We start from the raw sequence: 13,219 nt of genomic DNA, 5'->3' as shown, positions 1-13,219 counted from the left end.
TAAAATGGTTAACGTACATCAATTAATTAGTAGAGATTTGAAACACTTTTGGCACCCTTGTACACAAATGAAAGATTTTGAAACCTGTCCTCCTCTCCTTATTGAAAAAGCACAAGGTAGCTATCTTTATACCGATAAAGGCCCATTGATTGATGCCATCTCCAGCTGGTGGTGTAAATCTTTAGGTCATGGCCATCCTGCTGTGATGACAGCAATAACAGAACAGCTTAATCGTTTTGAACATGTCATTGCAGCTAATACCACACACCCACAACTCGTTGAGTTAGCAGAAGAGCTCACTAAAATTACTAAGAAACAACATACCTTCTTTGCCAGTGATGGCTCCAGCGCAGTTGAAATAGCAATGAAATTGACGATCCATGCGAATCAAATCAAGGGTTTTACAGATAGGAATCAATTTATTGCACTTAAAAATGGATATCATGGGGAAACACTGGGCGCAATGAGTATCAGTGATTTGGGCATTTACAAAGCTCCCTATACGTCATTTGGACTAACCTGTCATTTTATTCAAAATATTCCTTATATTTCCGGAAAAGAAGACTCCCTATGGAGCAATTGTGATTCGTATTGGTCTGCTGTTGAAAAAGAATTAGAAGCAGTGTGCGACAAAGTCTGCGCCATTATTATTGAACCATTGATTCAAGGCGCTGGAGGGATGCTATGTTATAGCCCCGATTTTCTTAAAAAACTATCGTCCTGGGCCAAAAGCAAAGATATTTATCTCATTTCTGACGAAATAATGACCGGAATGGGACGCACAGGCAAATGGCTTGCTTCACATCATGCAGATGTAGAACCGGATCTGATTTGTTTATCCAAAGGACTAACTTCCGGATCCATTCCTTTAAGCTGTATCATGATTGACAGTTCTATTTTCGATCTTTTTTATGCAGATTATGCAAGCGGAAAATCGTTTCTGCATTCACATACCTACAGCGCTAACCCACTCGCAGTGAGTGCGGCACTAGCAACTATTCGTGTTATGCATGAAGAAAAAATAATGATGCAGGCGCAAAATCTAGGGGAATACATGCTTACTGCTTTAACTGAAATAGCGCAACTTTCAGGTAGATTAAGCAATATTCGTGGAATTGGAGCAGTTGTCGCTGCTGATCTTGAAGATACAGGGCATAATCGAATAGGTAATAAAGTGTATCAACATGCATTAAAGCATGGTGCATTAATAAGACCAATAGGAAATACGCTTTATTGGCTTCCTCCTTTAAATACTAGTTATGAAGTAATTGGGAAATTAGCGGAAATCACACTACACTCTATAAAGGGAGCCTATGTAACATCTTAAATTATGCGAAAAATATTCAGAAATCTGACATTTTTTGTCTACAAGCGATTCAAATTATTCTGGATATTTTTTACCTTTTTTTTGCTTTTAGTCTTTTCTTATATCAATTGGCATAATAGCGTCAAAAATTCTTTTACTTTGGTTATGGAAGTAAGTAATAAACTAGAACATAAGGTTGATCGATTTATAAATAATATTGTTCAAGGTTTGAATCAAATTCCGTCATATCAAAAGAACAATCTAACGTGTGCCGATGATTTTATTCCTTATCTGCAACATATCATCATAAATCACCCACAAATCTCTGGGCTAGCAATTCGTGATCAAAAACACCAAATTATATGTTCTACATTACCTAGCAATCAGGCCTTCCTCTTAAATCATGGTCTACATCAAACGATTATTGGACCATTAAAAACACCTATATTTAATCATCCAATTTATGCAATACAAAAAAAAATAGGTAATTATCAGGCGGAAATAGTAATTATGTCCTCAGTTCTGGAAAATATCTTGAATATTCCAGACAATATTTCACGGACAGTGACGTTATATGACGCGAATCAAAAAAAAGAAATTATCCAAGTGGGAAAAATAAATGACAACACATGGATAACTAAATTATCTTTTGACTCATCTTTTGCATCAGAAAGAATATTTGCTACAGCAAAACTATCTAGTCTTAATGGAATCTTACTTATAGTTACTGAGCCTAACCAAGTAATAATGAATAATCTATGGTATAACCAAATTTTGCTTGGTCTCGATGTTTTAGTACTTTCAATTTTCTTATATTTTGTAATTAAGAACATTTTTAACAAACATTATTCTTTGCATGGGGCAATAAAGAAGGCTCTTCGAAGTAGACAATTTTATCCTGTTTATCAGCCATTATTTGATGCAAAATGCGGTACCTACTCTGGCGCAGAAGTTCTATTAAGATGGCAGGACAATTATGATGAAATTATAATGCCTGATCTTTTTATAGAAGAAGCTGAAAATACAGGATTAATTGTCCCAATAACGTTACAGATTATTGAGATAGCATTTAAAGAAGCTAAAAAAATCTTAACTACTCAACCAACTTTCTATTTATCATTTAATATTTGTGCGATGCATTTTACTGATAATCAATTTTTTTCTGAGTTCTATAAACTTGTGAAGCATTATTCAATTTCACCCAAACAAATATTATTGGAGGTAACGGAACGTTATTTACTCGATATGAATGATCAAATTTACATCAACAGAATGAAAGAACTTAGAAAAATCGGTTATTCATTGGCTATAGACGATTATGGAACAGGACATTCAAGCATCAGTTATTTGCAATATTATCCTTTTAATTATCTGAAAATTGACAAATTATTCATCCATGCGATAGGTACTAAAGCCATTGCAGAAACTCTAAATGATGCAATAATTCATTTAGCAAAAAAAATTAATTTAACTATTATTGCAGAAGGTGTAGAAACGAAAGAGCAGCTAAACTATTTATTACAAAACGAGGTTCGATTCCTTCAAGGCTGGTATTTTTCAAAAGCGTTGCATGTGGAACAATTAATTGAACTGCTTCAGGGAGAAAAAAATGAATAAGTACATAGGATGTTATTTTTTGCTTGTTCTAGGTATCTCAGTTCCAAGTTTTGCTGAACCAATAAACACCGAAGGTAATTATTGGGAATGTTCCACTCAAGATGCCTCTCATACAAAATGGTCTGCACAAAACATTTTCCAAAAAATTGCTTTAACTCTTTCTTATGCCGAGTGTAAAAAAAATAGCCAGGCGCCTGCTACTTGCAAAACGTCTAAGGCCAACTGCATACGATTCATTAATGGCGTAAATGTTATGCCTATGTGGCGATGCACTGCTTTTGATAGGGAAGCATTACGATGGAGAAGTAATCTTTATCCGTTTCGTGAGGATGCTGCATTAGCTGCTTTAGCATATTGCAAACAGAAAAGCCCTGTGCCCTATACTTGCTTTATCAATTTGGTAACATGCGTTAATAAAAATGAGATATAAAAGTATGGTTTATTGTGTTGGATTAACAGGTGATATAGCGAGTGGGAAAACTACTGTTGCTGAACTCTTTTCCAAATTAGGTATTGAAGTAATTCATGCTGATAAAATATCAAGAGAACTGACCCAAAAAAACAAAGCCGCATACAGTAAAATCCTTGAGCATTATGGTCGTAGGGTTCTTAAAGAAGATGACGAATTGGATCGTAGCAAACTAAGAGAAATCATATTTTCTGACCATAAAGAACGGGAGTGGCTTGAACAACTCTTACATCCTCTTATCCGTCAAGAGATAAAAAAACGTGTTGATGCATGCATCACACCTTATTGTATCATTGAAATACCACTGCTTATTACGAAACAAACTTATCCTTATATCAATCGAACTTTACTTGTATGTGCGCCAAAAGAAACTCAAATATCACGATTAATGCAGCGAGATCAATCCAGTAAAGAACAAGCTCAGGCTATTTTATCAACTCAACCCGATATCAATAAACGCTTAGAAAATGCAGATGATAAGATTGTTAATAATATGGGGATCGAACAGTTAACAAAGAGGGTAAACGATTTACATTATAGATATCTTCAGGAGTCTAAGAATGTGTAATAGATATTTACCGCTTGTCAAAATTGGCTGTAAGTAAAAAATATAGTTATAACGAACACAAGGGACTCAGTAATAAATGAAATTAATTACTTTAAATTTATGGGGAGGCCATATAAGAGATCCCTTATTAAAATTTATCAGTGAGCATCGTGATATTGATATATTTTGTCTACAAGAAGTTTATTACAACGCCCACAGAACTGTAACAGAAGAAGATAGAGAACTTAGCTTAAATATTTTTGCAGATCTACAACAGCTCCTCCCTAATCATTTTGCCATTTTTAAACCTGCTGTCGAAAATGTTTATGGAATTGCGATGTTATTGAAAAATAATATTGATATCTTAGGGGAAGGAGATATAAACATTCATCAAAAACAGCATTACCCAGGAATAGGATTAAATCATCCTAGAAATTTGCAATGGGTCGAATGTGAAATTAATAAAAAAATTTATTCTATTCTTAATGTGCATGGACTATGGAATGGGCAAGGTAAAAAAGATACCCCAGAGCGAATCAATCAGTCATGCCGTATTCGGCATTTTATGGATACCATCAATACCCCTAAAATATTATGTGGTGATTTTAACTTAAGACCCGATACGGAAAGTATGCATATAATTGAACAAGGAATGAATAATTTAATTACAATGAATAACATCAACTCAACAAGAACTCGTTATTATAAAAAAAATGAGAAATACGCGGATTATATCCTGACTTCACCGGATATTGTCGTGAATCAATTCATTGTGATGAATGATGAAGTTTCTGATCATGCGCCATTGTATCTTGATTTTAATTAGGGAATTTGTAGCTGTCGCCTGGGTGCAATGTAAAGAAATCCGGGGAAACTTGGAGATTTATACCCGGGTTTCGCTACGCTGCACCCAGGCTACCAAAGTAATCATTTACCATTGAAATTACTTCGTGATTTGCTTCAGGGAAATGTTCCGGATTTAATTCGTGTTGATAAACCCATTTCATGGCCAATTGTCCTTCCAAACATGCAGGCATCCCGGAAAATTGATTGATAAGAAAAATAATTAAGTTTACTGCTTTATCCGGATAATGATGATTTACTTCGCCCAATAACTGGTATTGATGAACTTCTAAACCAACTTCTTCTTTTACTTCTCGAATTAATGCAGATGATGATGACTCTTCTGCCTCCAATTTCCCTCCGGGAAATTCCCAACATCCTCCGTGGGGTACGTGAAAAGGACGTTGGGTTATTAAGATTCGTTGCTCTTCATCAACTATGACCGCTACGGCAACTGTGATGTTCACGCCAGGCTTCCATGGCAAGATTTATATTTTTTACCCGAACCACATGGACAAGGATCATTTCGACCCACCTTCTTTTCTTGTCGCCTATATGTTTGGGGTTGAGCCTCTTCTTCATTTTCATCAGCATAATTGCCATGTTGTAAGTTCATCTTGCTTACTTGCTCAGCACGTCGTTGTTCCTCAACTGCATTAACGTCTTCTTCAGTTTGAATTTCAACTGAAGAAATTAAACGAATTACATCATACTTTAAATTATCAAGCATCGTAGTAAACAGCGCAAATGCTTCCTTCTTATACTCTTGTTTTGGATCCTTTTGTGCGTAACCTCGTAAATGAATACCTTGACGCAATTGATCCATTACAGCCAAATGTTCACGCCATTGATTATCCAATGTTTGTAAAATCACAGACTTTTCAAATTGTGACATTGTAGCTCTGCCAGCCTGATTTACTTTTGCAGCATACTTCTGTGCAGCAAGATCAAGAATTTTTTCTCTAATTTGCTCTGGTTGAATATGATGATCTTCTTCAATCCACTCAAGTACAGGTGCTTTAAGTTTGAATTCATCCATTAGGACGTCACTTAAAGCTTTTGGATCCCATTGATCTTCTAAGCTTTGCGGAGGAACATAAGTATCAACAAGATTTGAGATAACTTCCTCTCTCATCATATTTATCATTTCCTCAGTGTCCGTCATTTCCATGATTGAGGCACGTTGAGTGTAAATGACTTGTCTTTGGTCATTAGCAACATTGTCATAATCTAACAGTTGCTTTCTGACATCAAAATGATGACCTTCCAGCTTACGCTGTGCGTTCTCAATTGCTTTCGTAACCAAGCTATGCTCAATCGGCTCACCAGGTTTCATTCCTAAACGACGCATCATCGATGCGACACGCTCTGAAGCAAATATTCGCATCAAATTATCTTCAAGCGACAGGTAAAATCGACTGCTTCCCACATCACCTTGACGACCTGAGCGGCCCCGCAACTGATTATCAATGCGTCGTGACTCATGACGCTCCGAACCTATAATTCTTAGTCCGCCCGCAGCAAGTACTTCATCATGGCGTTTTTGCCACAATTTTTTTACAGCTTCTATTTCTTCAGTACTCGCAGTTTCAGGCAATTGTGCCAAATCTGCAGCCAAACTTCCGCCTAGCACAATATCTGTTCCTCGACCAGCCATGTTGGTAGCGATAGTTACCGTACCAGGACGACCTGCTTCAGCAATAATTTGTGCTTCCTTTTCATGGAACTTAGCATTAAGTACTTGATGCTTAATATTTTCTTTTTTAAGAAGCTGACTTAAAAATTCAGACGCTTCGATCGAAACAGTACCTACAAGAACCGGCTGTTTACGTGCAATACAACCGCGGATATCTTCTATAACCGCCTCAAATTTATCTTTTTGCGTTAAATAAACCAAGTCAGACTCATCTTTGCGTACCATAGGTTTATTTGTTGGAATTACAACCACATCGAGATTATAAATTTGTTGCAACTCATATGCTTCTGTATCGGCTGTTCCAGTCATTCCCGATAATTTATTATACATACGGAAAAAATTCTGGAATGTAATTGAAGCAAGGGTTTGGTTTTCATTTTGAATAGAAGTACCTTCTTTAGCTTCAACAGCCTGATGTAATCCCTCAGACCATCTTCGACCAGGCATTGTTCGACCAGTATGTTCATCAACGATGATAACCTGTCCATCCTTAACGATATAATCCACATCTCGATGAAACATAGCATGGGCTTTTAATGCGGCATTGACATGATGCATTAACATGATATTACTGGCATGATACAAACTCTCACCATGGTCCAGAAGTTTTGCCTTAACTAATAATTCTTCAATATGTTGATGGCCTGCATCAGTAAGATGCGCCTGCTTTTGTTTTTCATCAACAGTATAATCCCCTTCTCCACCCTCTTCTTCTTGCTTTTTCAAATGGGGAATCAATGTATTAATTTTAATATAAAGTTCAGAACTGTCTTCAGCTGCACCTGAGATAATCAGAGGGGTCCGCGCTTCATCGATGAGAATTGAGTCGACCTCATCTACTATGGCAAAGTTTAACTCTCTTTGTACTTTATCTTCGAGACTAAATGCCATATTATCGCGCAAATAATCAAAACCATATTCGTTGTTTGTTCCGTATACAATATCACAACGATAAGCTTCTTGTTTTTCAGGATGTGACATATCAGGGAAAATAACACCCACAGTTAACCCTAAAAACTCAAATATGGGCTTCATCCATTGGCTGTCACGTTTAGCAAGATAATCATTTACTGTAACAACATGTACACCACGTCCGGTAATTGCATTCAAATAGGCGGGTAAAGTAGCTACTAATGTTTTACCTTCCCCTGTTCGCATTTCAGCAATATTGCCTTCATGCAATACCATTCCACCAATTAATTGCACATCAAAATGGCGAAGACCTAAAGTGCGTACAGATACCTCTCTTACCGTAGCAAAAGCCTCTGCTAATAGTTCATCAAGAGTTTCTCCCTCTGCAAAACGTGCTTTAAAATGCTGGGTTTTTGCGGCTAATTCAGCATCAGTTAGTGCTTGCATTTGTGACTCAAACGCATTAATTGCCATCACCGCCTTTTCCATACGCCGCAATGTACGCTCATTTCGGCTTCCAAACATTTTCTTAATCAACGTATTCAGCATGGCCTAAATAATCCTCTGGATATTTCAAATAACAAATTGGTTAATGTACTAAAATTTGGGGGAAAATACTATGAATACCTTCTAATTTAAGTGCATCTTCATGGTTTAAACATAGTAAAAAGAACAGTTTTCTGACAAACAGATAAGTAAAATATTATTTTCCGCAATTTCTTTTCATAGTATACAATATTTTACTCGCTAAGTGACGTACATATCAGAATATCTCTTACTAAGAAATCACGCCCCCAAAAGTGGTCTAAGCGCACGAACTAGCTGCGACTCGAAGGAGTTAGAAAGGAATGGTGTTCCACTGTCATAAAAAATAAAATTGGATTCTTAACAAATCTCTGCGTGCAATTCAATATTTTGAAGGTACTCACTTAATTCTTGAAACAAAGATAAGTTTTTAGTTTGCAAAATCAGCATCAGCTTTTTTTTCCATTGGCTGGCGCCAGGTAAACCAAAAACCAGATTGAATATGGGTTTCATCAGCAAACTAAGGGAAACACCTTTGCTGGATTCTTCAAGCAAATAATCCAAATAGTGATTAAATACTTGGCTTCGAGTAGTCTTTTGATTCTTTGGATAAAGCGCTTGATGTATCGTCGCTATTTGAAAAGGATTATCACATGCCAAGCGTCCAAGCATCACCCCTTCGACACCTTGAAGATGTTCCTTAATTTCTTTTATATTCAAAATATTACCATTGATTACCACAGGAATTTCAGGAATTTCCTTTTTAAGTCGATAAACATAATCATAGTTAACCGGTGGAATGGTTCGATTTTGTTTGGGATTTAAACCATTTAACCAAGCCTTACGCGCATGAACAATAATCTTTTGTGCCCCTGCCTCAACTAATTGATGAGCAAAATCACTAAAAAACTCATAGCTGTCTTGATGATCGATACCTATTCTGGTTTTGGCTGTAACAGGAATACTAACTGCTTGCCGCATAGCATGAATACAATCAACAACGTGTTTGGGCTCCTTCATCAAGCAAGCACCAAAACGTCCGGCCTGAACTTTATCACTAGGACAACCAAGATTGATATTCACTTCATCATATCCTTCTTGCTCAGCGCGTTGAGCGCATTGCGCTAATGCATCAGGGTCCGAACCACCCAGCTGAAGTGCTATTGGATGTTCTTTTACATTAAATTGTAAAGAGCGCACAGGATTGTTTTGTATTGCTCCAGTAGTTTGCATTTCAGTATACAAAAGTGCATGAGGAGCCAAAATACGCATAAAAACTCGGAAGTGACTGTAGGTCCAATCAATCATCGGAGCAATAGACAAAGGAGAAAGCAGAGTATTTGTCACTATTGTTATTCAGTTAAAAAGTGTTGATTATAACCGAAATTAAAAATTTTGTGTAAAAATATAACTAAAAATGTAGCCTGGGTGCAGCGCAGCGGAACCCGGGATCTGGAGTTATTAAAACCCGGGTTCCGCTGCGCTGCACCCAGGCTACAAGGCACTGAAAATAAGATTATTCTTTATTTACAGCATTCATCACTTGAATAAGCAGTTGCAATCGAGTCCGGCCCTGGTAAAAATTAATATCCAACTTATAAGCCGCATGTATGTATTTAACTCTATGGTTTGGCCAAGATTTTAAATCGACATTGAACGCAATCGCATCAACCTGCTGATCACCTTGTGTTGTCGCCAATGTCATTTTCAAGTGATTTTTCCCCACCAACCGTTGATCAAGCACTTCAAAAACATTGTCAAAAACAGGCTCAGTAAATTGCTGTCCCCATGGGCCTGCTTGCTGGATTAATTGAGCGATTTCAATACTAAATTCCTCAGGCTGTAATGGACCATCAGTAAGCACCTCCCCTTCGCATTGAGATAAATCAATGTGCTTACCCACTTCGAGAACTAATGCTTCATTAAATGCTTTGAAAGCGCTTGGATGAATACTCAAACCTGCGGCCATAGCATGACCACCAAATTTATTGATAAGACCTGGATGATCCTTATCTATTGCTGCCAATACATCTCGGATATTTAAATCCGAGACAGAACGAGCAGATCCTTTTAATTCCTGTTCACTTACTTCCGCAAAAGCAATGACAGGCCGATGATAACGTTCTTTCACGCGTCCTGCTAAAATTCCAATAACCCCTTGATGCCAAGTTTTATCAAAAAGGCACAAAGCAATGGGTAAATGATTGTTATTGTATTCCGCACTGAGAGTAAGTTTTTCCAATGCGAGCATTGCCTGCTCTTTCATTTCTGTTTCGATCTGTTTTCTTTCTTCATTTAGCTCATCGAGTTGTTGACAATAGTTTCTAGCTTGCTGCTGATCTGTAGTAATTAAACATTCTATACCTAAAGCCATATCATCCAATCGTCCAGCAGCATTGAGCCTTGGTGCTATTGCAAAACCTAAATCGGATTCTCTTAGTCGTGCATACTCTCGTCCAGACACTTCAATCAAGGCCTTAATTCCTACACGACACTGTCCTTGTCGTATTCTAGCAAGACCTTGATTTACCATAATGCGGTTATTCTGATCTAAACCCACTACATCAGCTACTGTACCTAAGGCAACTAAATCCAAAAAACTGGCCATATTGGGTTCACTAATATTCATCTCATGAAACCAATTGGCGTTCACTAAATGTCTACGCAAAGCCAGCATAACATAAAAGATAACCCCAACTCCGGCTATCGATTTACTGGGAAATTTACAATCCCGCTGATTTGGATTCACAATAGCACAGGCATCAGGAAGAGTATCCGCAGGTAGATGATGATCAGTAATTAAAACATCGATACCTAATTGATTTGCTTTATCCACACCCTCAACACTGGCAATACCGTTATCTACGGTGATAATTAGTGCTGGCTTCCATTTACTGGCTACTTCAACTATTTGAGGTGTTAAACCATAACCAAATTCAAATCGATTAGGGACTAAATAATCAACAAATTGAGCTCCCATCATGCGTAAGGTGCTCACGGCAAGCGCTGTTGAGGTTGCACCGTCTGCATCAAAATCCCCAATAATCAAAATTCTATGCTGTTCACGTAAAGCATTCTCTAAACGCATGCATGCTTCTTTCATTCCTTTAAAGCTGTCAAATGGCAGTAATGTTTGGAGTTGTTTATCTAATTGGCAAGATTCCTTGATTCCTCGGTTTGCAAATATCCGTCTTAATACCTCAGGAACATTAGGTAAATCGAGTATGTGTGATGGTCTGGGGCGTTGTTTAATAAGCATGAATTAATTTTCTCCATAAACGAGCGTACCAACTGCCAGTACTCATCGAGTAGGCCGTATTATTCCAATACCAATGAACTGGCATCATTTTTAATTCTTCTTGATGTTGGTCACTTAGACTAGAAAACTCCGAGAGTAATAGAATTTGATAGTCCTTGAGTGTTATTCCTGGACGATACAAAGTAACGTGAGTACTACATAGTTGTGCAAATGGGAAAAAATGCTCATCAACACAAATATTGGTTGTTTTTTTCTCATCAAGCTTTGAGTTTCCCCAAACCCACAAGCCATTAATTAATGACTGGTTAGGTCTTGAGGCAAAAAGCATTTGGCTTTCGGTGATGAATTTTTGCCAATGCATCGTATTGTCAAGTTGAATTAATTCTGGCATTAAAGATTGATGCAGCAAATGATGTGGCGGTTTTGCATTTAAAGAATATTTTTTATTATTACTCAGCAGCCATGTTCCAGCATCATGATAAAAAAGTGTTGTTTCTTCTTCCGCCAGATACTCTGAGAATAGATCAAACCATGCTCTTGACTCACTCTCTTCGAACTGTAAATTTCTTGCCAAAGTAACAATCATAGCGTCATTATGCGTTGCCTCCCAATGAACGGGAGTCAACACAAACCACTCACCTTCTAAATGATGATGTTGTCTTAATAAATCAGCAAAAGGTGGGTTGTCAGGAGCATAGCCAAGGCTCAATAAAAAATTGAGCAATACATTCCCTTCTGCAGTGAGTAGTCCCGCTTGTTCAGGGATAGAATGACACTCTGAGTCAATCACAACATGCATGTTTCTTCGGCCTTAATTAATCCATCTCTACGAAACAATGATTTTAAATTTCGTAATGCTTGCCGCATGCGATCTTTATTTTCTATTAGGCCGAAACGAACATAGCTATCGCCTTGTTGGCCAAAACCTATCCCCGGGGATACAGCAACATGAGCTTCTTTAAGTAAGTATTTACTGAACTCAAGTGAACCCATGTGTTGATAATGAGCGGGGATAGGCGCCCAAACGAACATAGTTGCTTTGGGTCGGGTAACTTCCCAACCGATCTCATTTAAACCATCACAAAGAATATTACGTCTGCTTTCATACAGTGCTCTGATTTCATGCACGCAGTCATCAGGACCATCTAATGCTGCAATAGCCGCAACTTGGATTGGTGTAAATGTACCGTAATCTAAATAAGACTTAATTCGTGTAAGCGCAGCAACCAATTCTTCATTACCGCAGGCAAAACCAACGCGCCAACCTGGCATATTATACGATTTAGACATTGAATAGGTTTCGATTGCAATATCAGTAGCACCTGGTACTTGCAGTATTGAAGGCGCTTTATATCCATCAAAGACAATATCAGCATAAGCTAAATCATGAATCACCCAAATTTCATGTTTTTTTGCTAAATCAACTACTTGTTCAAAAAAAGAATAATCTACACAGTGTGTACTCGGATTAGCAGGAAAATTAATTACTAATGCTTTGGGCTTGGGCAAACTTCGATTAATTGTATCCTCTACTGAAGCTAAAAATTGGGTTTCATTAATGAGAGGAATTTGTTTTACATTAGCACCTGCAATAATAAATCCATAAGTATGAATAGGATACGCTGGATCAGGAACCAATACAGTATCCCCGGGCCCACTTATAGCCAATGCCAGATGCGCCAACCCCTCTTTCGAACCAATGGTAGCTAATATTTGCGTTTCACTATTTAGCTGTACGTCATAGTTACGTTGATACCAGGAAGCCATAGCTCGTCTTAATCTTGGTATTCCTTTAGACATGGAATAACGATGGGTATCTGGCCTTTGTACCGCTTCGATTAACTTATTTACAATGTGAGGTGGTGTGGGTTGATCAGGATTTCCCATTCCAAAATCAATGATATCTTCTCCACGCGCCCGCGCTTCTGTTTTTAATTGTGCTAAAGTATTAAAAACATAGGGGGGTAAACGTTTTATGCGCGGAAATTGACTCATAATATTGACCTCTGTAGTATAATTGCAGCTACGTTAATTCATTTGAACAC

At 37.5% G+C, this 13,219-nt stretch carries 11 protein-coding genes; 5 read left to right on the top strand and 6 right to left on the bottom strand.

The window, feature by feature from the left end; all coding sequences use genetic code 11:
* The first annotated feature begins 4 nt into the window (after window positions 1–4).
* The 5 genes from bioA (at window position 5) to Lstg_RS10175 (ending at window position 4,765) form a co-directional block, all read left to right on the top strand.
* Entirely contained in the window at window positions 5–1,327 is a 1,323-nt protein-coding gene (bioA, locus tag Lstg_RS10195) for an adenosylmethionine--8-amino-7-oxononanoate transaminase (protein ID WP_058477554.1), read from the top strand.
* 144 nt (window positions 1,328–1,471) lie between these two features.
* Complete coding sequence (locus tag Lstg_RS10190; RefSeq protein WP_238585408.1) at window positions 1,472–2,923, top strand: EAL domain-containing protein; 1,452 nt, start codon at window positions 1,472–1,474, stop codon at window positions 2,921–2,923.
* Complete coding sequence (locus Lstg_RS10185) at window positions 2,916–3,353, top strand: hypothetical protein (RefSeq protein WP_058477552.1); 438 nt, start codon at window positions 2,916–2,918, stop codon at window positions 3,351–3,353. The genes Lstg_RS10190 and Lstg_RS10185 overlap by 8 nt, the downstream gene beginning before the upstream one ends.
* A 4-nt stretch (window positions 3,354–3,357) precedes the next feature.
* Entirely contained in the window at window positions 3,358–3,960 is a 603-nt protein-coding gene (coaE, locus tag Lstg_RS10180; protein WP_058477551.1) for a dephospho-CoA kinase, read from the top strand.
* Window positions 3,961–4,036: 76 nt separating this feature from the next.
* A complete protein-coding gene (locus Lstg_RS10175; protein ID WP_058477550.1) occupies window positions 4,037–4,765 on the top strand; it encodes an endonuclease/exonuclease/phosphatase family protein in 729 nt (242 codons plus the stop codon).
* Between the two features lie 73 nt (window positions 4,766–4,838).
* Here the strand turns inward: Lstg_RS10175 and mutT are convergent, their stop codons facing one another.
* The 6 genes from mutT to alaC all read right to left on the bottom strand — a co-directional run bounded on the left by mutT (window position 4,839) and on the right by alaC (window position 13,169).
* Window positions 4,839–5,249 carry an 8-oxo-dGTP diphosphatase MutT gene (mutT, locus tag Lstg_RS10170; RefSeq protein WP_058477549.1) on the bottom strand — a complete coding sequence of 137 codons (411 nt, stop codon included), beginning with the start codon at window positions 5,247–5,249 and terminating at the stop codon, window positions 4,839–4,841.
* The gene (gene secA / locus Lstg_RS10165) at window positions 5,246–7,939 is read right to left on the bottom strand and encodes a preprotein translocase subunit SecA (RefSeq protein ID WP_058477548.1); all 2,694 of its coding nucleotides are present in this window, start codon (window positions 7,937–7,939) and stop codon (window positions 5,246–5,248) included. The genes mutT and secA overlap by 4 nt, the downstream gene beginning before the upstream one ends.
* 336 nt (window positions 7,940–8,275) lie before the next feature.
* A complete protein-coding gene (dusA, locus tag Lstg_RS10160; RefSeq protein ID WP_415583197.1) occupies window positions 8,276–9,223 on the bottom strand; it encodes a tRNA dihydrouridine(20/20a) synthase DusA in 948 nt (315 codons plus the stop codon).
* A gap of 208 nt (window positions 9,224–9,431) precedes the next feature.
* Window positions 9,432–11,174, bottom strand: coding sequence for a single-stranded-DNA-specific exonuclease RecJ (recJ, locus tag Lstg_RS10155; RefSeq protein WP_058477546.1), 1,743 nt, complete (start codon window positions 11,172–11,174; stop codon window positions 9,432–9,434).
* Window positions 11,164–11,973, bottom strand: coding sequence for a hypothetical protein (locus Lstg_RS10150; RefSeq protein ID WP_058477545.1), 810 nt, complete (start codon window positions 11,971–11,973; stop codon window positions 11,164–11,166). Before Lstg_RS10150 ends, recJ begins: the two co-directional genes overlap by 11 nt.
* Complete coding sequence (gene alaC, locus Lstg_RS10145; RefSeq protein WP_058477544.1) at window positions 11,961–13,169, bottom strand: alanine transaminase; 1,209 nt, start codon at window positions 13,167–13,169, stop codon at window positions 11,961–11,963. Before alaC ends, Lstg_RS10150 begins: the two co-directional genes overlap by 13 nt.
* Between the last annotated feature and the right edge of the window lie 50 nt (window positions 13,170–13,219).

The organism is Legionella steigerwaltii, assembly GCF_001468065.1.
GTDB classification, from domain to species: Bacteria; Pseudomonadota; Gammaproteobacteria; order Legionellales; family Legionellaceae; genus Legionella; species Legionella steigerwaltii.
This window is presented reverse-complemented; position numbering and strand designations above follow the sequence as displayed.